The organism is Treponema maltophilum ATCC 51939 (genome assembly GCF_000413055.1).
In the GTDB taxonomy this organism is placed as follows: Bacteria; Spirochaetota; Spirochaetia; order Treponematales; family Treponemataceae; genus Treponema_C; species Treponema_C maltophilum.
Map to the genome: position 1 here is coordinate 1,837,903 of NZ_KE332518.1, position 21,846 is coordinate 1,859,748.

Genomic DNA, 21,846 nt, shown 5'->3' on the forward strand with positions numbered 1-21,846 from the left:
GGTATAAAAAATTTATCAGGAGGAAGGCATGAAAAAACATTTGAAAAAGTCGGCGGCAATGCTGTCGGCACTCGTTCTCGCCGTCAGCGTATTGTTTGCGGGGGGAACAAAGGAAATGGCAAAAGACGGGCCGGTTGAAATTACCTTTTGGTCGTTATTTACCGGCGGAGACGGTGAATTTTTCGACGCGATGGTTGCCGAATTTAACAGGACGCACAGCGATATAACTTTAAAAAGCGATACCGCTAAATTCACGGACTATTATACGAAACTTACGACCGCTTTAACGAGCAAAAACGCGCCCGATATAGTGGTTTTGCACCGCGACAGTATGCTTCCCTACGTTAAAAGCGGCGTTTTATATCCGCTCGATGAAGCCTTAAAAGAAATGAACGCTCCGATAAACGACTTTGTAAAAGCCGCAATCGACGCATGCAAATTCAACGGCAAACAATATTCGCTGCCCTTGGACGTTCACCCGCTGATTATGTACTGCAACAAAGACCTGCTCGCAAAAGCCGGCGTTACGAAAATTCCGCAAACCTATGACGAACTGGTAGCCGCCGCCAAAAAAGTGCAGGATACGACCGGAGCAGTCGGAATCGCGCTGGATAATACTACCGCGGTATACAAAGCCTACACCTTAACCAGAATGTTTATTTCCGGCATGGGACAGGGCGGCGGAAAAGTTATTGATGTTGCAAGCAATAAACCGGCTTTCAATACCGCACAGGGAAAAAAGGTCGTGCAGGATATAATCGATTTGGCAAACAAATACGGCGTAGTACCCAAAGCCTATGATTACGATTCTTCCGTTGCCGATTTTAAAGCGGGCAAAGCCGCCTTCCATATCAACGGCGTGTGGGCAACCGGCGGATTTGAACAGCAAAAAGGCCTTAACTTTGAAGCGGTTCCCTTCCCCGCTCTTTGGGGAAAACCCGGCGCATGGGCAGGTTCGCACACCTTGGCGATTCCCGTACAAAAGAAAATGGATCCCGTAAAGGTTAAAGCGGCGCTCACCTTTATTTTGTGGATGACCGAACACGGAGAAATGTGGGCAAAAGCAGGCCATATTCCCACCCGGATTTCCGTACGCAATAAGCCGGAATTCAAGGCTATGCCGTACCGACCCGGCTACGTAACGGCCGCCGACTCGGTTATTCCCGCGCCGAATACACCCGCATGGGAAGAAGTATACGGCAATTTGTCCGATTTGCTTGAATACGCAGTTGCGAACAACCAAAGCGCAAACGACGCGATTCAGGCAATGGATAAAAAAGTAACGGAAATATTGGCTACGTACTGAGAAATCGGATTCGTATAATCTTTGCTCGACGGGCTGTCCGAAACGCTGCGGCCTTTTGGACAGCCTTTTTTGGAGACAACAGTGATACCCGGAAATTCGGATACCAGAGACGGAGTGCTTTTTTGCCTGCCCTTTGTAGCGGCATTTATCATTTTTCTTGTATTCCCGATCGTATTCGGTTTTTTTATCAGCTTTTTCCGCTGGGATATTTTATCAAGCCGCCAATGGATCGGATTCGATAACTATATACGGATGTTTTCGGACAAAACTTTTTATACGTCCTTATGGCATACCATATTTTTTGTTCTTGTTTCGACTCCGCTTTTGCTCGTCATCGGCTTTTTAATGGCTTTATTTGTAACCTCGCATTCGGCGCTTAAAGGTACGGCCGAGAACGTATTCTTTTTGCCCTATATTCTTTCAATAACCGTTATTGCCACCTTATGGGCGTGGCTTTTTCAGCGCAGCTACGGACTATTTAACAGAATTATCATTTCTTTCGGCAAAACACCCGTCAATTGGCTTACATCGTCGGATACGGCAATGTGGTCAATAATCATAGCTACCCTGTGGTGGACGGCGGGGTTTAATATGGTACTTTTTTCCGCCGGCATCAAACAAATTTCGTGGGACATTTATGAAGCCGCACGCATAGACGGAGCCTCTTACGGACAAACGATTTTTAAAATCACCATACCGCTCATACGTCCCACAACCGTTTTGTGCTTAATTTTGCAAATAATCGCATCGTTTAATATTTTCGGACAAGTATACGTTATGACCGGCGGCGGCCCCTACGGTTCAACGCGCGTATTGGTACAGTATATTTATGAAACCGGTTTTAAATATTTTAAAATGGGTTATTCGTCCGCCATGGCCTACGTTTTATTTTTTATCATTATGATTATCTCGATAGTACAGTACAAGCTGTTGTCAAAGGAAGATGTATGAAAAAACACATATTGACTTTTCTTATGGCGGCCGTTTTACTTGCATGGTTTTTTCCGCTTTTTTGGCTTGTGCTGACGTCTTTGAAAACGGAAAATCAAATTATAAGCGGCGAATCTTTGTTGCGCGGAAGTTTAACGCTTGCCAATTATATAAAGGCTTTTTCTGCAACCGAGATTTTTGCCTGGCTTAAAAACTCTTTTCTTATATCGTTTTTTACGATGGTCGGAACGGTTGTGCTTGATTTACCGATTGCCTACGCTCTGGCACGGATTCATTTTAAGGGCCGCAATATACTGTTTTGGTGTATTATGGCAAGCATGATGATTCCTTTCCAAGTATTGATTATTCCGCTGTATTTGCAGTTTAACGGCTACGGCCTTTTAAATACGCTTTCAGCCGTCGTGCTTCCCCGTTTGGTTTTTCCCGTAGGAATTTTTATTATCAAACAATTTTATGAAGGAGTGCCGGCCGCCCTTGAAGAGGCGGCGTTTATAGACGGCGCAAACCGTTTTAAAATATTCACTTTCATTATGGTTCCGCTGGGGAAATCCGCAATCGTAACGACTTTAATCATAGCCTTTATAAACGCATGGAATGATTTTTTATGGCCGCTGATTGTCATAAGTGAAACGGTAAAATATCCGGTAACGGTCGGAATCGCAAATTTTCAGGGAACGCACGGCACCGAATATGCTCTGATTATGGCGGGAGCCTTTATTGCTTCCGTTCCGCAGTTTATCTTCTATGCGATTTTCCGCAAGCAGATAATCGCCGGACTTGTTACAACCGGTATAAAAGGATGAACGCATCCTATGGAAATTAAAATTACGGAATCCGGAACCGGAACTTTACGCGTATATGCCGACGGCAAAAAAAAATTCGACATTAAAAATATCGTCGCTTCTCCCGGGTATGCGGGGAAAAGTACCGGAACGGCGCTATGCGGCAATACGGCTCAAACTTTTTTTCCCGGCTGCGTACAATCAACCGCCGTAAACCGCATCGGCGACGCTTATTTTAAAATAGACGATACGTGGATCTTTACTTCGGGCGGCAAAAAGAATATATCGAGCTTTATTTCTTTTCCCGCCGAAGAGCCGGAACTTTTTATTCCTTCGGTGCTTTTTAAAAAAAACGAAAAAGGGGCGGGACGTTTTTTTAAAGGCGGTATTGAACAAAAATTCGTATTGTATGAAGACCGCACGCCGCTTCCCGGCTGTACGGTGCTTGCCGAAAAAAATCGGGTTATCATGTGCTGCCTGGATAAACCTTTAAAACAATTTAAATATAAAAGCGCCCTCGTAAGTTCTTTTATAAAAGGCAAACAGGCCGTATACGCTTTTTATTTTCCCGGCCGGGAAGCTCCTTTTTCGTATCAGGGTAAAACCCGAACCGTTTTTCCCGCGCGGGAAAAATGCTATGAGGAAATTCCCGAATGTTCCGAAAAAAAGCCCTATGTTATAAAACGCAGCCGGTTCATATATTTTGCCGACTTCGAAGCCGAAACAGCCGGCGCAAATACCGCCGAGTTAAAAACGGCAGGCACAAAACACGACGATTGCTTCATCGATTACAACAAAGTTTTCGATGCATATTGCGCCTTTATTCAAATTTATACCGGATACGCACGGAAGAAATTTTTCGCACAAAAAACCGCAACTTTTTTCGATTGGCCCTTGTGGTTTGAATTAAAAAAGCGGCACTTGCTTTTTTTATCGGAAAAGAAGGGGCCGTGCGAAGCGTATATAAAAATGGGAAAGGGAAACGGCGACATTCAGGATGTGTACGAATTTACGGGAGCTTCCTTTTTAATAAAAAGCATAGAAGCCGCCTTTGTTTTTTCGGAAAGCGGAAATCCCGCTTTAGCCGAAAAAATCGGCACCTTTTTTTTACAAGCGGAAAATCCGCCGATGTCGGGTATTTTCAGGGACAACCGCAATTTAAAAACGGGCGAATGGGGCGGCTATTTGGGTATTGCCGAAGACAAAACGTACGGCACTTCGGTAAACGCCCGCTGCAACGGGGAAGCGATGCTCGCCTATCTTCGGTTGTATGAAAGCCTTTTAAAGCGCGGTGTTAAACGCGAAGATTTTATACTGCTTGCAAAACGCGTCGCTTTTTTTTATCTCAAATGTCAGTTAAAAAACGGCAGCTTCGGACGGTGGTGGACCGCAAGCGGAAAAGTCGTAAATAAAGACGGAACGAACGGTGCGTATATTGTGTGTCTGCTCATAGCGCTTGTACCCTATTGCGATTCGGCGGAGAAAGAGCCGATCGACAAAGCGATTGCGCGGGCTGCCGTATATTACGGTTCGTTGATTGAAAACGCCGATTTTTACGGCGATACGCTGGATGCCGACGCCTGCGATAAAGAATCGGCGGTTATCCTTTTGCGCATGAGCCTCGATTTATACGAATATACGGGCAAAAAAGAATATGTGCAAAACGCCCGAAAAGCCGCACATTTTATACTTACATGGACGTGGTTTTATGACGTTCCTTTTTTGCCTTCAAGTCCTTTGGGAAAAGCGAAATTTCTAACCGCCGGAATGACAGCGGTTTCAACGGCGCACCATCATCTCGATTTTTACGGCATGTACATCGCGCGGGATTTTTTCCGGCTGGCAAAGATTTTAGGCGAAACGGACGGTACATTCTACGATGCAAGCGCACGCCTTATGATGAATGCCTGCCGTCAACTTATTTCATGCGAAAAAACGCCTTTGGGAAAGGGGCCCGAATTTACCGGCTGGCAGCCCGAACAGATAAACCACACGGCATGGGATTACTTTGACCGCGCCGATCGGCAAAAAGGTTTTTTTGACGTATGCATTGCATGGGTTCCCGTTTTAACGCTCGGCGCGTATTTAAGCATAAAAGCGGAATTCCCCGAAAAGGGGCTATCTTAATTCGCCGGCTTGTAAAGTCAAAAAAAGCCGCAAAGCTTGTCTTTGCGGCTTTTAATTTTTGCGGTGCTTTTACCGCTTTATTTTTTTCGCTTGAGGGTTTCGCGCGCCGTTTGCACAATGTGCGCCGACGTAAGGCCGAAGCGTTCTTCCAAATAATCCTGCGGGCCTACTTCGCCGAATTCGTCTTCGACCGCAACATAGCCGACCGGAACGGGACACTTGTTGGAAAGCGCATCCGCACAGGCACTGTACAAGCCGCCTATTTTGTTGTGGTTTTCGGCGGTAAGCACGGCACCCGTCTTTTTCGCATAAGAAACCAGCAAATCCGCATCGAGGGGCTTTACCGTAAACATATCGATAACGGCAGCCGAGATGTTTTCCTTTGCAAGCATATCGGCAGCCTGCAGCGCCTTTGCGGTCATTATACCGCAGGAAACGAGGGTAATGTCCGTTCCTTCGCGAAGCACGATGCCCTTTCCCAGCGGGAATTTTTGCTTATCGGCGTACACTTTCGGGGATGTTTTTCTTCCCACGCGCAGGTACTTGATACCGTGAATGTCTTTGCACTGTTCAACCACGCTTTCGAGCATGGAAGCGTCCGTAATGTCGAAAACCATACTGCCGGGAATGCTCCGGTACAGCGCCATATCTTCAAAGGGCATGTGAGTGCCGCCGTTAAAGGTTGCGCATACGCCCGGATCGGTGCCGATAACGGTTACCGAATTACCGGCATAAGCGCCCGACAAAAAGATTTGATCGAAACAGCGGCGCGATGCAAAAGGCCCGAAAGTATGCATAATCGGCTTAAAGCCTGCGGCCGATAAACCCGATGCGACGCCGGCCATATTGGCTTCGGCAATGCCGCAGTTTACCGCGCGTTCCGGATGTTCGGCCGCCCACTTTGCCGTTCCGATCGTATTCATCAAATCGGCGTCAAGATAAATGACGTCCTTATCTTCTTCGGCCAAATGCGGAATCAGCTTACTCAGCACATCTTTAAACGCTCTGTCCTGTTCTCCGTTATATACAATGTTCATATATTGCTCCGTAAAAATATCTGATTCAATGCTTCGTCAATCGGCAAAAGCAGCCAATTCATCGTGCAGCTGCGCAAGCCAGCGGTCGTACGTTTCGGCGTTCATCGTCATGCTGTGATTCGATGCGGCTTCTTCGGCTTCTTTTATTCCCTTGCCCTTAACCGTATCCAAAATAACGGCTATCGGTTTGTCGCCCGCTTTTTTTGTAAGCGCATCGTACAAGGCTCCGATATCGTGGCCGTTTATCTGCACCGCATCAAAACCGAAAGCTTTGAATTTTGCAAGCAAGTCGGGATTCGGAAACACATCGTCGGTAAAGCCGTCGAGCTGCTTTTTGTTGTAGTCGATAAGCCATACCAAATTGGTAAGTTTTTTTGCGGCGGTGAACATTGCCGCTTCCCATACTTGACCTTCGTTGCTTTCGCCGTCGCCGACAATTAAAAACACTCTGTTTTTGCGGCCCTTCAGCTTGTCGCCGAGCGCCATGCCGGCTGCAAGAGAAGTGCCCTGCCCCAACGAGCCCGTTGTCATATCGACGCCGGGGGTTTTTTTGCGGTCGCAGTGGCTCGGCAAATTCGTTTTAGGCTGATTGAGCGTTTTCAAGTCCTCGTACGGGAAAAAGCCTTTTAAAGCGAGTGCGGCATAGACGGCAGGCCCCGCATGCCCTTTCGAGCACACCAATTTATCCCGGTCGGGCTTTGCCGGCTGTGCAGGATCGACATTCATAACCTGTCCGTACAAAACCGCAAGCACGTCGGCGATGCTCAGCGAACCGCCGACATGGCCGAAGCCGCGCGCTTTAAATTCTTCTATTGCGCCTATGCGGATCTGCAAAGCGAATTTTTTCAGTTTTTCCGTTTGTTTTTTATCAAGCATACCGAAATTCCTCAATTTTTAATCCGCGCCACACCGCTTTTTTTAGCCGCTTCGCGTACGGCGGCAGCAACGGTATCGGCAACGCGCTTATCGAAAGCCGCCGCAATAATATAGTCGGGATTCAATTCTTTGTCGGAAATGAGCGAAGCCAAAGCATAGGAGGCCGCAATTTTCATTTCGTCGTTGATGTCGCTTGCGCGCACGTCGAAGGTTCCGCGGAATATTCCGGGGAAGGCCAGTACGTTGTTGATTTGATTCGGGAAATCGCTGCGGCCGGTTGCAACGACGGCGGCTCCGCCTTTTTTGGCATCGTCGGGGAAAATTTCGGGAACGGGGTTCGCACATGCAAACACGATCGCGTCCTTATTCATCGTTTTTACCATGTCTACCGTAAGAGTGCCCGGAGCGCTGACTCCGATAAACACGTCGGCGCCGACAAGAACGTCGGCAAGCGTTCCGTGCTTTTTTTCTTTATTGGTGATTTTCGCCATTTCGTCTTTTATCCAGTTCATGCCGTCGGTGCGTCCTTCGTAAATGGCGCCGCGGCGGTCGCACAAAATAACGTTGGGAAAACCGCAGGAAAGGAGCAACTTTGTTATCGATATGGCGGCGGCTCCGGCTCCGTTTATAACGATGCGCACATTTTCTTTCTTTTTGCCGACGAGCTTAATCGCGTTTAAAAGACCCGCAAGCGTAACGACCGCGGTGCCGTGCTGGTCGTCGTGGAAGATGGGGATGTCGCACTTTTCTTTTAATTTGCGTTCGATTTCAAAACAGCGCGGAGCCGCAATATCTTCCAAGTTTACGCCGCCGAAACTGCCGGATATCAAATAAATCGTATTGACGATTTCGTCGACGTCTTTGCTCTTTATGCATAAGGGAAAAGCGTCCACTCCGCCGAAAGCTTTAAACAAAACGCACTTTCCTTCCATAACGGGCATTCCGGCTTCGGGGCCGATATCACCCAATCCCAAAACGGCCGTGCCGTCGGTTACAACGAGGCACAAATTGTGGCGAAGAGTCAAATCGTAGCTTTTGTTTACGTCTTTTTGAATTTCCAAACAAGGCTGAGCGACTCCCGGCGTATATGCCAAAGACAAATCTTCTTTTGTCCCGACCGGAACTTTTACCGTAATTTCAATCTTTCCCTTCCACTGTGCGTGGCGGCGCAATGATTCCTGTGCGTAATCCATAATTCCTCCTATAATTTCGGTAATGTCGAGCCGCCGTAAGGCATAACCAATACGGAAGCGTTTTTTCCTTTTTTTTCGAGCGCCGCGTTAAAGGCGTCCTGCACCGTTTTGAACGGCGTAAAAAACAATTTTTTTACAAACGCATCTTCCATGTCGGACACCAAATAGATATCCGCATATTCAAGCACGAGGGCGATGGCGGCAGCCTTGTGGCCTCCCAGCCTGAATTCTTTTTTTATGCGTGCAATAAGGTCGGCGCTTTTTTCGGCACCGGTCATCCATTCTTCAAAAACTTTTTCACCCAAGCCTTCTTTGCATGAACCGACGAGCACGATAATTCCGCCGTCTTTTACCGCATGTTTTGCGTTGTCCAAAGCCTTTTGCGTTTGGTACAAATTCAAGTCTTTGGGCGCGCCGCCCTGCGACACAACGACGATGTCGGCCTTTTGTTTTATGCGCTTTCCGTACAGGGTATCCAAAAAGCGGCAGCCCTGCCGATGCGCTTTTACCGAATCGCCGGCTACAGCATATATTATTTTTTTATGTTCGTCGAGTACAACGTTCAATATAAAGTCGATGCCGCACATGCGGGCCGCTTCTTCTATGTCCTGTCGGAGGGGATTGGTGTCCAAGTTGCCGGCGCACGCTTCTTTTTCGATCATCATGCGGTGGTTTGACTGAATCGCATCGCGCGTAGATACGCCGGGCATAATCGCCTTTGCGCCGCCGGAATAGCCGGCAAAATAGTGATACTCTATGTTGCCCAAACAAATGCGACGGTCGGCTTCGGCAACGCAGCGCACAATATCGACGGGCGTTCCGCGCGAAGTAACTCCCAAATGAACGCAATCGGCCGTGTCGCCGTCGACGCACGCGATGCGCCGGAACGTTTCTTCGCCCGCAAGTTTGATTTTTTCCGCATCGCTGTGCTTGCGGTGACTTCCCAGCGCGAACACAAGCGTTATGTTTTTATCGCTTACGCCCGCGCTCGACAATTCGTCGAGTAAAAAAGGCATAACGGCATAGGTCGGCATGGGACGGGTTATATCGCTCGTAATGATTGCGATTTTTTCGCCCGGCTTTACAATGTCGCGCAGACGGGCGGAAGCAATAGGATGTTCCAGCGCGTTTTTTACGGCTTCATCGGCGCTCATCCTATGTTCGATATTATTCGGTACCAACACTTCCGAAAGGTTTTCATCCGGAATGTTCAGAATCTGCGTTGTATCGCCGAAACCCAATTCAATTTTCATAATTCACCTTGCGGATGCGGGGAACTTTACCGCCGCTTCGCGAAGCGCTTTGACAACCGGCAGTTCTTCGCCCGTTAAAAACCGTATTAAAGCGCCGCCGCCCGTACAGATATACGAAATATCGTCCGTTTTGCCGTATTTTGTCGTAGCGGTAATGCTGTCGCCGCCGCCGACAACGGTAAAAGCCTTTGTGTCCCCGAGGGCGTCCCACACGGCCTTTGTGCCTTTTTCGGTTTCGCTTTCTTCAAACACGCCCATCGGCCCGTTTACGAATACCGTTTTCGATTCGCGTATGATTTTTTGGTACAATTCGGCGGTCTTTGCGCCGATATCGGTAATCGCCGCCGAGTCGGGAATGGAACCTGCCGCGCTTTCTTTGCGTTTGCCGTTTTCCGTATAAGCCGCATCGACAGGCAGCACAAAAAAGTCCCGATATTTTTTGTACAAGGCGGCCGCCTTCGGTATGAATTCGCCGTAGTTCGATTTTTCGATAAAGTCCATACTCGCCTTACCGATTGAATCTCCGCGGGCGGCAAGCATAATGTTGGCAACCAAGCCGCCGGTCAATATGCGGTCGGGCACTTTTTTTTCAAGCACGCTTTCCATCATTAAAAACGCGTCGGCAATCTTCGCTCCGCCCAATACGAAGGTACAGGGTTTTTCGGGACTTTGCAGCAATTCGGAAATAACGCAGTATTCTTTTTCGAATAAGCGTCCCATCGCCGAAGGCAGCACTTGCTCGAAGCCGCACAAAGACGGCTGGTCGCGGTGTGCCGCCGCAAAGGCATCGCACACGTAGATATCGGCAAGCGGCGCCAATTTGCGCACAAGCAGGGTTTGCGCCTGCTGCTCATGGGTTAAACACAGTTTTAATTCAAAAAGCGTTTGCTCTTCCGACAAAAAACGCACATTGTCCAAAAGTAAAATGCTTCCGGCTTTAAGGGCGCGGATTTTTTCCAAAGCGGCCGGCCCGCACACATCGGGAATAAAATCGATCGGGAGCCCCGATAAATCTCTTAATACCTGTGCGTGCGGTTCCGCCGTATAAAAATTCTTATATTCGATGTCGCTGCCTTGATGAATCAGCACAACCGTTTTTGCGCCCTTTTCGGACAATTCTTTAAGAGTGGGAATGCACGCTTCTATGCGCGCAGTGCTTTTTAAAGTACCCGTTTCTTTGTCGACGGGCTGATTCATGTCCATGCGGCATAAAACGGTTTTGCCTTTTAAGTCAAAATCATCAAGCGTATGTATACCGAAGCGCATATGTTCTCCCGTTTTATTTGCGGCCGATGCGCAAATACTTGTTCGTTTGGGCCGTGCCTTTTGCACCGTCTTCCTGCATTTTGCATGCGGCACGGATCGCATCCATCGTTTCGGGAATCGTAACGCTTTCCTGCGGAATATTGATTGCAAACATAATATCGTTGCCGCTTTCCACAATGCTGTCTTCCCACAAACCGATTTCATACATATCGCCGCGCGGGTTGCCCAAGTCGCGCGCATATTTGAACAGCGACGCGTTGCCTAAAAATCCTTCATCGATCGAAACGACGCGGATGCGCGGGTGCTTGCGGAATGCTTCGAGCGCCTGTTCTTTGGTTATCTTTTTCTTTCCTGTCGCGACAACCGTAATGATGTGGCCGTGCGTAACGGGCGTATGAACCAAAATACCCGTCGCCTGAATGTGCGGCATAATGGTCATCAAGTCGACCGCTTGGTGCGAAGGCGCTTTATCGATTTGCAACGCGTTCGTTAACCCCCGGTGATAGTCGCCCGGATCGGCTACGCGCCGGATAATCGTAATGGCGACCCGTTCTATGCCGTATGCCCGGTCAAGGCAATCGACGGCGCGGATAAGGCCGGTCGTATTGCAGCTGGTCAACTTTAAGTAGCGCTTGCCGACTCCGAGCTTATAGTTTGCATAACCGTGAAAAAAGACGTCGGCAACCGAATTCTTTTCACCGCCCTGGAAAACGGCTTTTATGCCCGCTTTATCGTACAATTCTTTATTTTTAATGCCGACGCCGCCGGGTGCGGAATCGAGCATAATGTCAACCTTGCCGATTAAATCTTTAAAAGTACCTTTTACGGGAATGGAAAGCGCATCGAAACGGCTTTTGTCGGCCCCGTCCACCAAATAAAGGTCGTACGGCATTCCGCGTTCTTTTAACGCTCTGATGGACAGCGTGGGCGCCAAATCGGCAACCCCGACCAATTCCATATCCTTTTGCAAATGCACACCGTCGGCCAAACGCTGCCCGATAGTACCGTAACCGGCAACACCTACTTTAATCTTTTTTTCCATTTTATCACTCCTTTACTAAAAAACAGTCAGTCTGAATAATTATTTATCAATTTATTATAACATACTGGTTAAATTTTTGCAATATTTTTATTAATAAAACACTTTTCCGACAAGAACCTTTACAACTCAAAATACTGATGTTATTATATAACTGTTATATAATATAAAAGAATGCGGCGGTTTGCGAACGGACGGATAAAACCGGCATTCGGCAAAACTACTTGACGGACGGATGTGCTATGCGCTTGGAACGATTGAATTCGCTTGAAGAATATGTGCTTAACAAGGGCACGGTTTCTTTGGAAGATTTGGCCGAACGCTTCGGTGTTTCGATAAATACGATCCGCAGAGATTTGAATGAATTGATCTCGCGCGGGCAAATAAAAAAAGTGTACGGCGGCGTTTCGTCTTTGCACGAAGCGGCTCCCCTGCCCATGTCGATACGGGCGGCAAAAAACAAAGAAGCCAAAATGATGATCGGCCGTATGGCCTCCGATTTTGTTGAAGACGGCGATTCGATCTTTTTGGATTCCGGTTCCACGACGCCGTATATTTTGCCCGGCATTGCGCAAAAAAACAACGTTATTGTCGTAACGCACAGTTTAACGGCAATGTACGAAGCGTCCAAGTATCCGTCGTTAAAAGTGATTGCGCTCGGCGGTATGTACAATCAATCGACTTCTTCGTATGTGGGAATTTCGACCGTTGAAGCTTTATCGAAAATCAGCATAAACAAGGTGTTCATTGCGGCTACCGGCGTTTCCATTGAACACGGTCTTACAAACACAACGTATTTTGAAGCCGAAATAAAACGCAAGGTTATGCAGTGCAGCAAAAAGATTATTTTGATGGCCGACCAATCGAAGTTCGATTTCTCATCCACGATTTCGTTTTTTCATTTTGAAGATTTATACGCGGTGATTACGGATAAGAAGCCGGGCGAAGAGTATCTGCGCGTTATCGAGCGCAACAATATACGGCTTTTGTACGAAGGTACAAAAGCCGTATAAACGTTTGCAAAATTATTTTACAAAGTCCAAAATATTTTCGGAAGTAATCAGCGTAAAGTCGACCAGAATTTCGGCAGGAAGCTGTTTGCCGTTCGCAATTTCGACACAGGCTTTTAAAGCTTCGCGTCCTTGAGCGGCCGTACTTTGCGATACCGTCGCGCGCAAACCGCCTTCTTTTACGGAAGCGAGCGCATCGGGAGTCGCATCCAATCCGTAAACGAAAATTTTATCCTGCAATCCGGCATCCTGCACGGCTTTTAAAGCGCCCATGGCCATACCGTCGTTTTGCGACACAATCGCGCTGATGCCTTTTCCGGCTTGGAGCCAGTTTTCAACCATCGACAATGCGCGTGCGGTGTCCCATTCGGCGGAACTTTCGAACACGACTTTTATGTCGGGATAGGAAGCAAGCGCTTTTTTATAACCCGCCGAGCGGCCGATTTGCGCATCCGAACCCATCGGGCCTAAAAGCAGGGCGATGTTTCCCTTTCCGTTAATGTCCTTAACCGCAAGGTTCATTTCCATTTCGCCGCCGTCTTCGTTCGAAACGCCCACATAGCAGTCGGCCGCGGACGGGTCGGCTATTTGCTGGTTGACGATAACGACGGTTACGCCGGCTTTTTTTGCGGCATCGACCGCAGGCATAATTCCGTCGACCGAAACGGGTTCTATAACGATGCCCTTAACGCCTCTGTTAATCGTCGTTTCGATTTGACTGATTTGTTTTGCAACATCCTGCCCCGCGTCGTTTACGGTCAGTGTTACGTTTTGACGCGCGGCTTCTTCTTTAACCGCGTCGGACAATTCAATCGTAAAAGCGTTCGACATATGCGTCATAAACAGCGCATACCCGTCGGCCGCAGCCTTCTTTTTTTGACAGCCGCTCAGCAAAAGTAAAGCGAGCGCGAGACAAAAAGCCGCAGCAATTCCTCTTTTTTTCATACAACCTCCTGATAAATGTATAAAAAGCCGCAGCCTTTCGGTGGGGCTTTTCATCATGCTTTTATTATAATATACATTATTATTTCGTATTGCAACAGCAACAGCAAGATGTATCATATTATTCATCTAAATATCCGAAGAGACATAGAAAAGTTGAACCAAATAGGGATGGTTTGTATTGCCGCCCGGATTTCTCCAGTTCAAAATATATTCATCTGTCAATTCATGTATACATAATGTACCTGACGAATGTCCGTTGCAAAAAGAGGAATCGCAAAAAATATAAAAACGATTGTAAAAAGTTTTATTTTAAATCCGCGCATTTTCATCCTTTTCATTTGCAATTTTCTCCCTGCGATGATATTTTTGCCGTAAATAAATCTTCTTTTGCCCCTGCAAAAATCAGTCCGTCGGGCGGCGTGTATTCTTTCGCTTCCCGGATTTCTTCCAACATTTCGTATTTTTGCGTTTCTTCGTCATACGCCCAAAACTGAGCATGATAATGCGTCGGCCAGTCTTTCGGTCGATCATAACAAATAATTCTTAGACCAATCTTTCCTTTATATTCTACGAAATCGTAAGGAAAGGGCTTGGGATTGTACCATTCTTCTACTGAGTAGTTTTTATCTGAATAGAAATCATCCCAACCGAAATAACATTCATTAAAGATTTCTTTCCACTCATTATTGATATACTTATATATACTCAATCCACTAGGATTAGAACTCGTATACGGATAACCAAAGTAAATGACTTCATCTTCATTATCATTATTAATATCAAAAATAAAAGCGGATGTATTACGAAGTCTGGATTTTTCTAACTGTTTTTGTAAATTCGAATTCAAATAATTTGAAAAAAAAATGGTTTTTTTTAGAAAAAGTGGTTCATCATGATCTAAGTAATTGAAAACAGTCTCATCATCAATTAATTGCTTGTAAATAGAGAAAGAAAAATGATTAGTAGTTGTTGTTTTTATACTAATATTATTATATTTTTTTATTATGTAATAATGGTTTTTCTCTTCTTTAATATAAAATGAATATTTTGAGTCGGAAATGGAAATCTTCTTAAGAAATGAAATATCGTTATTCAATGGTTCTTCTGAAAATAATGCTAACATTATTATGCAGTGAATAAATAATAATAATTTTTTTTTCATGTTTTTTTTCCCTTAGATACCATCACAACATATCCTTGATTTGTTGATTTCATTAATCGGAGAAACTCTTTATAGGAGGTACAAAAATTAGTCCCTCAGGCGGCGTGTATTCTTCCGCTTCCCAAATTTCTTCCAGCATTTCGTATTTTTGCGTTTCTTCATCATACGCCCAAAATTGAGCATGATAATGCGTCGGCCAGTCTTTCGGTCGATCATAGCTGATGATTCTAAGACCAACTTTTCCCTTATATTCTACAAAATCGTAGGGGAAAGGCTTGGGGGTGAACCATTCATCATCAAACATGGATTCATTATTTGGCTCCCCTGTTAATATAGATGGATTCCAATCATAAAAACCGAAAAAAGGCTCAGAAAATACGCGTTTCCATTTATTATCTATATATTTTCTTATCACGAATCCGCTGGATGAGTTTATTTCTGCCTGCCCGAAGTTTAGAATTTCTTCATTTCCATCATTATCGATATCTACTATAAAAATCAAACAATCATCTAATTTATATGAATTAAACTGTTTATAAAAGTTTGAATTTTCATAATTATAAAAAAACGCTGTATTAATTATTTTTTCATTTTTTATTGTAAGCTCTTCCACTTCTGAAAAGTATTTATCAGGATAGATCGAGTTTACAATCTTAAATTTATTATTTTCTCTCACTACTATCGGACAAGTAATTCCTTTTCTTTTATAAGTATAATCCCAATGTCTGCTAGTAAAATAAGCAAAATAATAGTTTGAAAATTGATTATTAACTTTTAAAGGCCTCGTATATTCCAGCGTTTCGCCGCTATGCATCAATTCTTGAATTTCTTTTTTATAAGATTGTGCTTCAATAAAAAATAACAAGAAAAGAATAATTATTGATAAAAACTTCTTTTTCATAACCTTCCTTTCCGCATCCCCTTTTCTCTATACCGTCTCCGATAAAAAATCGACGATGTTTTTGTGAATGACTCCGTCCCTGCCGAAATCGACGCGATCCATGGACAGCACGTATTTCGGAAAATTATCTTCAATCGATTTATACACCCCGAATTCCCGCTCTCGCGTTTTTTCATCGGTCAACATATAGGCGACCTGATAATAAAAAATCCGGTCGTTTTTTTGCGCGATAAAATCGATTTCCCTGTCTTTCAATTTTCCGATTTTTACTTCGTAACCCCTCGACGAAAGTTCGATAAACACGATATTTTCCAGCGTCCGCTCGATATCCTTTGTATTGGAAAATCCCTGCGCCTGCCGGAATCCGTGATCGGTTACGTAATATTTTTCGTCCACTTTGAGGATTTTTTTGCCCGCCATATCATAGCGCGGAACTTTTTTAATGATAAAAGCGTTTTTGCAATATTCCAAATAATTTAAAATCGTATCGATTGAAATATTCCGTTTTTCGTTTTTAAAATAATTTTTAATGCCGTTTGCCGAAAAGGTGTGCCCGATGTTCTCAAGCACATACGATAAAATGCGGTTAAAACCGTCGACATCCCGAATATTGTTGTACTGCAAAACGTCTTTAACCAATACGGTATTATACACATCGTTTAAATATTTAAAACAGGGAGAAGCGTCCAAATCGAAATAGCGCAAAAAAGGCATTCCGCCGATCTGCAGGAATTTATCGAACAGCGCTTCTTCGGATATTTTTTTATTTTTAAAAACCTGCACAAATTCGCCGAAGGTAAACGGATAAATTTCAAACGCCGTATACCGCCCCGAAAGCAGTGTTGCAAGATCACCCGAAATAAGCGTTGAGTTCGATCCCGTTATGTAAATGTCGCAATTTGTGTCCACGCTGAGACTGTTGACGACTTTTTCCCAACCGGTAACCATTTGTATTTCGTCGAAGAAAAAATATAGTTTCTTTTTTGTTTTTTGAATTATAGGCTGCAAATAAGCGCGCAAAGCCTTTGCGGTAGTTATATCGAAAAGTTCGGCCGACTCGAAATTGAGGTGTATTTTATTTTTGTCGGGTATGTTTTTTAAAACTTCGTCTTTTATTATCGTTAAAAGCGTGGACTTTCCGACCCGCCTCATACCGGTCAACACTTTAATAACCGGCTTGTCGACAAATTGCACAATCTGCGTTATGTACTTCGGTCTGATAATACGATCCATAAAAGAACCTCCAACAACATAAAAGCGCGACCTTTCGGACGACAGCTTCTACATTACTTATCCGATTTTACATACTTCGATTATAGTCGAAACAAACACAAAAATCAAGCGATACTTCGATTATAGTCGATAAAATAAAGAAATGTATATATGGTTTCGTTTATAATCGAAATATCATTCTGTCAAGTACCCGCCAAAGAGCCAGCCCGTTGTCCCCGCAGCTATAGCTTTCCCGTCCCTGTCTTTTGCGCCTGCCTGCACTTCCACTTGCACCCAGTTGCTTATAATACCGTCTAAGGTTTGTTCGGCACCTATGCTCAGCACTTTTACCTGCGTACCCTTGCCGATTGTTACGACGTGCTTGCCTGCCTTACTGCCGCTTGAGCGCAGGCGCAGATTGTCGGAAGCGCGGTAACCTTTACCGGATTGCAGCCGCACCACCGTTTCGTAGTCGCAAGAACCGTCGGCGTGGCGGGGCCAAGTAACGAGGGAGGGGTCTACAATATCGTAAAAAATCAATGAACATATTTGGTCGTAAGTATATTCCGTTGCAAAAAAATACTCCTGATAATAATCTTTTTGTTTTGAACTTATGCGTAAATAATCACCGTCTCGTTGAAACGTAATAAAAAAAGGCTCTTCGCTTGCCAATTTTGCAAGATCAATAATTCGCGGAATAGATTTTTCGAACACTCTTTTTGAATAATCTGTTTGTTTAACTAAAAAATTATTTGAATCCTTTATTTGTATAACCTCTAAGACCATATTTGATCCAAACCTTAACTCTGTTTTCTCCTCTTTGAAAACCGTTAATTCTAACAATCTATAGGTACCTCTTTCATACCATGCAGAATCCCTCTCAAATGCAAAATCGTATGGCGTATATTCGCTGATTTTCGGATTAATTTTTAATATTTCATCCCTATTGCCTGCTTTCAAAACCCGGCAATACTCTATCGGCATAACAATATTGTCTTTTAAAATTTTTTCCAAACTTTCCTGTGCATATAAAAATGCGGAACATATAAACATACAATAAAAAAATATTTGTTTCATCTTATTTCTCCCTGTGATTAAACGGATTCCTTATCAGTTCTCTATTATATGATTCCACTTTCATTAAAGTATCATTTGATACCCTTATATTTCTCCGTAAACTGCCGTTTTGCGTTGCGACGCAAGCCTTATGCCTGTTTCTTTTTCGAATTGATATCGACTAAGACGGCAAGCGTAATAATGCAGCCCTTTATAATCATTTGATAATTGGACGACACGTTCAAAATGTCGAGGCCGTTTGCAAGGACGGCTAAAAGCAGGGCGCCGATGAGCGTTCCGTACCATTTGCCGCTTCCCCCGGACATACTGATTCCGCCGATAATGACGGCGGCGATCGCGTCCAGTTCGTAGCTTTGTCCCGCGGTAGGAGAACCCTGATACGTGCGCGACGCAAGCAAAAGACCCGCAAAGCCCGCAAGGGCGCCTGAAATCGAATAGATGATGAGCCGCATGCGCTTTACGTTTATGCCGGAAACCGCGGCCGCGCTTTCGTTGCCGCCGATGGCATATATTCTGCGCCCGAAAACCGTTTTCGTAAGAATAAAGCCGCTTAAACACAGCACGCATATAAAGTATACGGCAAGGACGGGAATAATCGTGTTGCCGATTGTGCCGGATGAAATATTTTTAAACGAATCCGAAAGGCCGTAAACGGGAGAACCGCCGCTTGCGATTAACGCGGTTCCGCGCACGGCAGTCATCGTCGCAAGCGTAATAATAAAAGGCGGAATATTCCCGTAAGCGACTCCCAAACCGTTTATCATTCCGACGGCAGTACCGATAACGACGGCAAGCACAACGGGAAAGATGAGCGGATACGAATCCGGATGAGCAAAATGCGCCGCCATAACACCGGCAAGGGCGACGGTCGAACCTACCGACAAATCGATGCCGTTCGAAATAATAACGAACATCATACCGCAAGCTAAAATACCGTTGATTGCGGCTTGGCGCACAATGCCGACCAAGTTGCGCGGAGAAGCAAAGGCCGACGGCGAAATAATCATCAACGCGACCAAAATTATAATAAAAGCGATTATAATACCGAATTCCCTCATGTTCCGTGTTAAACCGGAAGACCATTTTTTATTCATTTGAACTCCCCTGTACATTTCCTTTTTTTGCAGCCAAATACATGATTTTTTCCTGAGAAAATTCCGGTCGCTTAAGCTCGCCGGTAATGCACCCGCCGTTCATAACGATAATCCGGTCGCTTATTCCCATTATTTCGGGCAATTCCGACGAAATAACCAAAACAGCCTTCCCTTCTTTTGCCAATTCCGAAATAATCACATACATATCGTGTTTCGCCCCGACATCGATTCCGCGCGTCGGTTCGTCCAAAATAATAATGTCCGGATCATTTAAAAGCCATTTTCCCACAACGATTTTTTGCTGATTGCCGCCGCTCAACGACGAGGTAAGCATATTCTCCGAATGCGTTTTTATTTTCAGTTTTTTAATCGTATCCAAGGCGGTTTTGCGTTCGAGTCGGGACGAAATAATGCCTTTTTTAAACAATTTTTTAAGCGACACGATGCTGATATTTTCTTTTACCGAAAATTTTAAATTGAGGCCGGTTAATTTTCTGTCTTCCGTAATCAGCGCGATTTTATGCGAAAGCGCATCCGAAGGAGAACGGATATCGGCAATCTGTGAGCCGACACGGATTTCGCCGGCAGAACGCTTTCTCATGCCGAACACGGCTTCAACGGTTTCGCTTCGGCCCGCGCCGACCAAACCGGCAATGCCGAGTACTTCTCCCTGATACAAATCGAAGCCGACATTTTTTACCTTTTTGCCGACGGTAAGGTTGCACACGCTTAAAGCGATGTTCCGCTTTTCGCACGCTTCTTTAGGATAAATGTCCGAAATTTCGCGGCCGACCATAGCCGTAATCAGCGAGTTTTCGTCAAATGCGCTCGCCACATCCGAACAAATGAGCTTGCCGTCGCGCAAAACGGTGATTGTGTCGGCCAAACGGAATATTTCATCCATCTTGTGCGAAATATAAATAATCGCCGTGCCGGCTTTTTTGAGCGAATCGATTTGCTTAAACAAAATATCCGCTTCGGCGCTCGTTATGGCCGAAGTCGGTTCATCCATAATAATAATGCCGGCGTTAAAAGTTATCGCTTTGATGATTTCGACCAGCTGAATTTGCGCTACGGTTAAATTCCGCATCAATTCGTGCGAATCGATGCCCGTATTCATATCCTGTAAAATGCGCGACGCTTTTTCGTGCATGAGTTTTTTATCCGCAATGCGCGGAAAAGGAATGGCGTACTTTGTCGGTTCTCTGCCGAGAAAAATATTTTCGGCAACGTTCATATCGAATACGGGATTCAGTTCCTGATGAATCATGGAAATGCCCGCCGACAAAGCGTGCGCGGGATTTTTAATTTGAATCTCTTTTCCGTCCAAAAGAATTTCGCCCGTATCGGCGGTATGCACGCCCATGAGGATTTTCATAAGCGTGGATTTTCCCGCCCCGTTTTCACCGACAAGCGCATGCAGTTCGCCTTTTTGCGCACTGAAAGATACGTTGTGCAAAACGTTCACGCCGCCGAACGACTTCGATATGTTTTTCATCTGCAAAAGCGGATGCTTGCTTTTTTCCATACGCCACTCACTTTATATGATACTACAGCCCCAGTGTAATACAAAGACGAAAATAAAACAATTACGATTTTTAGTCTTTTACGCCAATTGAAAATCGGCGACGACCGCATCGTGATCCGAGATTTGCGTTCCCTGCCATTCGGCATAGCGCGAAAGCGGCCCCAGAGCTTTTTCGTCAAAAACGGTGGTGACCACCTGCGGATTCGAAGCGGTAAAGCCGCGCATAAAAAACCAATCCAAATTAAGAAGCAAATCTTTTTCGCCTTTAATCGGTTTGCGGCGCGTCGTTTTATCGATGAGATTACAGCCTTTATAATCGAAGCCGCGTTCCTGCGCATAGTGTAAAAGCGGCTCTATCGACTCGACCTCTTTTATGCGGCGCCGCTGTTCGCTTTGATTTTGCGCAAGCATAAGCGCTTCGGCGTTATCCGCGCCGTTCATGCAGTTCGTATTCATGTCGCCGCCGAGAATAACCGGCATGGAACCGAAAAAATCGTTTACGCCGTTTAAAAAACATTCCATTTGTGTGAGGCGGCCCGAAGGCACCGTACGGTTTTCAAGGTGAACGCTCGAAAGGCCGATTTGCCTGCCGGCGAATTCGACAACGGCAAAAACGGCGTTCCTGCCGCCGAGGCGCGGCTGATCGCTTTCGCGCCAATCGAACACGCGCGGAAGGCGGAGCAAACCGGCTTTTAAAATCGGAAAGCACGAAAAGACCGCATTGCCGTGCAAGGCCTCTTTGTTTCCCGATTTTTCACCGTCCAATGCGACAAACTCGATACCGTACGCATAATTGAGATTCGTCGCTTCGGCGATTAAGGCGGCGATATTCCGGTTTTTCGTGCGCTTCATGCCCCAGTCAAGTTCGTTGGCAAGGATGACATCCGCCGTTTTTAAAAGCGGATGTTCTTTTAAATAGATTAAAAGCGGCTCCAAGCCGAAGCCTCTTTCGATGTTGAAAACCGCAGCCCGAAGCGTATCTCCGGAAAGGACTGTTTGTGATGTTTGATTACGGATTATAACTTCATCCAAGGGCGGAATTGAAGTATTATGGTCGCTACAGGTTGCATATTCCGACATCGGCACA

19 protein-coding genes are annotated in these 21,846 nt (G+C 45.5%); 5 read left to right on the forward strand and 14 right to left on the reverse strand.

What is annotated here, in order from left to right; translation table 11 throughout:
* Positions 1-28: 28 nt before the first annotated feature.
* From HMPREF9194_RS08390 to HMPREF9194_RS08405, 4 genes are all read left to right on the forward strand, one after another.
* Positions 29-1,306, forward strand: coding sequence for an ABC transporter substrate-binding protein (locus HMPREF9194_RS08390; protein ID WP_016525940.1), 1,278 nt, complete (start codon positions 29-31; stop codon positions 1,304-1,306).
* A gap of 81 nt (positions 1,307-1,387) precedes the next feature.
* Positions 1,388-2,257, forward strand: a complete 870-nt coding sequence (locus HMPREF9194_RS08395; protein ID WP_016525941.1) for a carbohydrate ABC transporter permease — start codon at positions 1,388-1,390, stop codon at positions 2,255-2,257.
* On the forward strand, positions 2,254-3,060 hold the full coding sequence (locus tag HMPREF9194_RS08400) for a carbohydrate ABC transporter permease (RefSeq protein WP_016525942.1): 807 nt from the start codon (positions 2,254-2,256) through the stop codon (positions 3,058-3,060). The genes HMPREF9194_RS08395 and HMPREF9194_RS08400 overlap by 4 nt, the downstream gene beginning before the upstream one ends.
* Before the next feature lie 9 nt (positions 3,061-3,069).
* The gene (locus HMPREF9194_RS08405) at positions 3,070-5,166 is read left to right on the forward strand and encodes a hypothetical protein (protein ID WP_016525943.1); all 2,097 of its coding nucleotides are present in this window, start codon (positions 3,070-3,072) and stop codon (positions 5,164-5,166) included.
* A gap of 77 nt (positions 5,167-5,243) precedes the next feature.
* Here HMPREF9194_RS08405 and HMPREF9194_RS08410 read toward each other — a convergent pair whose 3' ends face one another.
* The 6 genes from HMPREF9194_RS08410 to HMPREF9194_RS08435 are packed head-to-tail and all read right to left on the reverse strand — an operon-like array spanning position 5,244 to position 11,833.
* Entirely contained in the window at positions 5,244-6,203 is a 960-nt protein-coding gene (locus tag HMPREF9194_RS08410; protein WP_016525944.1) for a transketolase family protein, read from the reverse strand.
* A 36-nt stretch (positions 6,204-6,239) separates the two neighbouring features.
* The gene (locus HMPREF9194_RS08415; protein WP_016525945.1) at positions 6,240-7,079 is read right to left on the reverse strand and encodes a transketolase; all 840 of its coding nucleotides are present in this window, start codon (positions 7,077-7,079) and stop codon (positions 6,240-6,242) included.
* Between the two features lie 11 nt (positions 7,080-7,090).
* Positions 7,091-8,272 (reverse strand): NAD(P)-dependent malic enzyme, encoded by a 1,182-nt coding sequence (locus tag HMPREF9194_RS08420; RefSeq protein WP_016525946.1) that lies wholly within the window; start codon positions 8,270-8,272, stop codon positions 7,091-7,093.
* Positions 8,273-8,280: 8 nt separating this feature from the next.
* Positions 8,281-9,525, reverse strand: a complete 1,245-nt coding sequence (larAH6, locus tag HMPREF9194_RS08425) for a nickel-dependent malate racemase, LarAH6 family (RefSeq protein WP_016525947.1) — start codon at positions 9,523-9,525, stop codon at positions 8,281-8,283.
* Between the two features lie 3 nt (positions 9,526-9,528).
* Positions 9,529-10,791: a phosphoglycerate kinase gene (locus HMPREF9194_RS08430; RefSeq protein ID WP_016525948.1), complete on the reverse strand. Its 1,263-nt coding sequence runs from the start codon at positions 10,789-10,791 to the stop codon at positions 9,529-9,531.
* 13 nt (positions 10,792-10,804) lie between these two features.
* The gene (locus HMPREF9194_RS08435; RefSeq protein WP_016525949.1) at positions 10,805-11,833 is read right to left on the reverse strand and encodes a type II glyceraldehyde-3-phosphate dehydrogenase; all 1,029 of its coding nucleotides are present in this window, start codon (positions 11,831-11,833) and stop codon (positions 10,805-10,807) included.
* A gap of 239 nt (positions 11,834-12,072) precedes the next feature.
* On the opposite strand from HMPREF9194_RS08435, the gene HMPREF9194_RS08440 reads away from it, so the two are divergent.
* Entirely contained in the window at positions 12,073-12,843 is a 771-nt protein-coding gene (locus HMPREF9194_RS08440; RefSeq protein WP_016525950.1) for a DeoR/GlpR family DNA-binding transcription regulator, read from the forward strand.
* A gap of 12 nt (positions 12,844-12,855) precedes the next feature.
* Here the strand turns inward: HMPREF9194_RS08440 and HMPREF9194_RS08445 are convergent, their stop codons facing one another.
* The 8 genes from HMPREF9194_RS08445 to HMPREF9194_RS08480 all read right to left on the reverse strand — a co-directional run bounded on the left by HMPREF9194_RS08445 (position 12,856) and on the right by HMPREF9194_RS08480 (position 21,839).
* The gene (locus HMPREF9194_RS08445) at positions 12,856-13,785 is read right to left on the reverse strand and encodes a sugar ABC transporter substrate-binding protein (RefSeq protein WP_016525951.1); all 930 of its coding nucleotides are present in this window, start codon (positions 13,783-13,785) and stop codon (positions 12,856-12,858) included.
* A gap of 334 nt (positions 13,786-14,119) precedes the next feature.
* On the reverse strand, positions 14,120-14,947 hold the full coding sequence (locus HMPREF9194_RS08450) for a hypothetical protein (protein WP_016525953.1): 828 nt from the start codon (positions 14,945-14,947) through the stop codon (positions 14,120-14,122).
* A 52-nt stretch (positions 14,948-14,999) separates the two neighbouring features.
* Entirely contained in the window at positions 15,000-15,848 is an 849-nt protein-coding gene (locus HMPREF9194_RS08455; RefSeq protein ID WP_016525954.1) for a hypothetical protein, read from the reverse strand.
* Between the two features lie 27 nt (positions 15,849-15,875).
* Positions 15,876-17,081 carry an ATP-binding protein gene (locus HMPREF9194_RS08460; RefSeq protein WP_016525955.1) on the reverse strand — a complete coding sequence of 402 codons (1,206 nt, stop codon included), beginning with the start codon at positions 17,079-17,081 and terminating at the stop codon, positions 15,876-15,878.
* A gap of 174 nt (positions 17,082-17,255) precedes the next feature.
* Entirely contained in the window at positions 17,256-18,137 is an 882-nt protein-coding gene (locus HMPREF9194_RS08465; protein WP_016525956.1) for an SH3 domain-containing protein, read from the reverse strand.
* A 128-nt stretch (positions 18,138-18,265) separates the two neighbouring features.
* Positions 18,266-19,231, reverse strand: a complete 966-nt coding sequence (locus HMPREF9194_RS08470; RefSeq protein ID WP_016525957.1) for an ABC transporter permease — start codon at positions 19,229-19,231, stop codon at positions 18,266-18,268.
* Positions 19,224-20,759 (reverse strand): sugar ABC transporter ATP-binding protein, encoded by a 1,536-nt coding sequence (locus HMPREF9194_RS08475; protein WP_016525958.1) that lies wholly within the window; start codon positions 20,757-20,759, stop codon positions 19,224-19,226. Before HMPREF9194_RS08475 ends, HMPREF9194_RS08470 begins: the two co-directional genes overlap by 8 nt.
* 78 nt (positions 20,760-20,837) lie before the next feature.
* Positions 20,838-21,839, reverse strand: coding sequence for an endonuclease/exonuclease/phosphatase family protein (locus tag HMPREF9194_RS08480; protein WP_016525959.1), 1,002 nt, complete (start codon positions 21,837-21,839; stop codon positions 20,838-20,840).
* Positions 21,840-21,846 lie beyond the last annotated feature (7 nt).

What these genes read in the sequence shown, in the direction of transcription:
- HMPREF9194_RS08435 (WP_016525949.1), bottom strand. Translation starts at nt 11,833, where the DNA reads ATGGAAAAAAAGATTAAAGTAGGTGTTGCCGGTTACGGTACTATCGGG.
- HMPREF9194_RS08460 (WP_016525955.1), bottom strand. Translation starts at nt 17,081, where the DNA reads ATGGATCGTATTATCAGACCGAAGTACATAACGCAGATTGTGCAATTT.
- HMPREF9194_RS08465 (WP_016525956.1), bottom strand. Translation starts at nt 18,137, where the DNA reads ATGAAACAAATATTTTTTTATTGTATGTTTATATGTTCCGCATTTTTA.
- HMPREF9194_RS08410 (WP_016525944.1), bottom strand. Translation starts at nt 6,203, where the DNA reads ATGAACATTGTATATAACGGAGAACAGGACAGAGCGTTTAAAGATGTG.
- HMPREF9194_RS08455 (WP_016525954.1), bottom strand. Translation starts at nt 15,848, where the DNA reads ATGAAAAAGAAGTTTTTATCAATAATTATTCTTTTCTTGTTATTTTTT.
- HMPREF9194_RS08415 (WP_016525945.1), bottom strand. Translation starts at nt 7,079, where the DNA reads ATGCTTGATAAAAAACAAACGGAAAAACTGAAAAAATTCGCTTTGCAG.
- HMPREF9194_RS08470 (WP_016525957.1), bottom strand. Translation starts at nt 19,231, where the DNA reads ATGAATAAAAAATGGTCTTCCGGTTTAACACGGAACATGAGGGAATTC.
- HMPREF9194_RS08450 (WP_016525953.1), bottom strand. Translation starts at nt 14,947, where the DNA reads ATGAAAAAAAAATTATTATTATTTATTCACTGCATAATAATGTTAGCA.
- HMPREF9194_RS08440 (WP_016525950.1), top strand. Translation starts at nt 12,073, where the DNA reads ATGCGCTTGGAACGATTGAATTCGCTTGAAGAATATGTGCTTAACAAG.
- HMPREF9194_RS08390 (WP_016525940.1), top strand. Translation starts at nt 29, where the DNA reads ATGAAAAAACATTTGAAAAAGTCGGCGGCAATGCTGTCGGCACTCGTT.
- HMPREF9194_RS08405 (WP_016525943.1), top strand. Translation starts at nt 3,070, where the DNA reads ATGGAAATTAAAATTACGGAATCCGGAACCGGAACTTTACGCGTATAT.
- HMPREF9194_RS08400 (WP_016525942.1), top strand. Translation starts at nt 2,254, where the DNA reads ATGAAAAAACACATATTGACTTTTCTTATGGCGGCCGTTTTACTTGCA.
- larAH6 (WP_016525947.1), bottom strand. Translation starts at nt 9,525, where the DNA reads ATGAAAATTGAATTGGGTTTCGGCGATACAACGCAGATTCTGAACATT.
- HMPREF9194_RS08445 (WP_016525951.1), bottom strand. Translation starts at nt 13,785, where the DNA reads ATGAAAAAAAGAGGAATTGCTGCGGCTTTTTGTCTCGCGCTCGCTTTA.
- HMPREF9194_RS08480 (WP_016525959.1), bottom strand. Translation starts at nt 21,839, where the DNA reads ATGTCGGAATATGCAACCTGTAGCGACCATAATACTTCAATTCCGCCC.
- HMPREF9194_RS08430 (WP_016525948.1), bottom strand. Translation starts at nt 10,791, where the DNA reads ATGCGCTTCGGTATACATACGCTTGATGATTTTGACTTAAAAGGCAAA.
- HMPREF9194_RS08420 (WP_016525946.1), bottom strand. Translation starts at nt 8,272, where the DNA reads ATGGATTACGCACAGGAATCATTGCGCCGCCACGCACAGTGGAAGGGA.
- HMPREF9194_RS08475 (WP_016525958.1), bottom strand. Translation starts at nt 20,759, where the DNA reads ATGGAAAAAAGCAAGCATCCGCTTTTGCAGATGAAAAACATATCGAAG.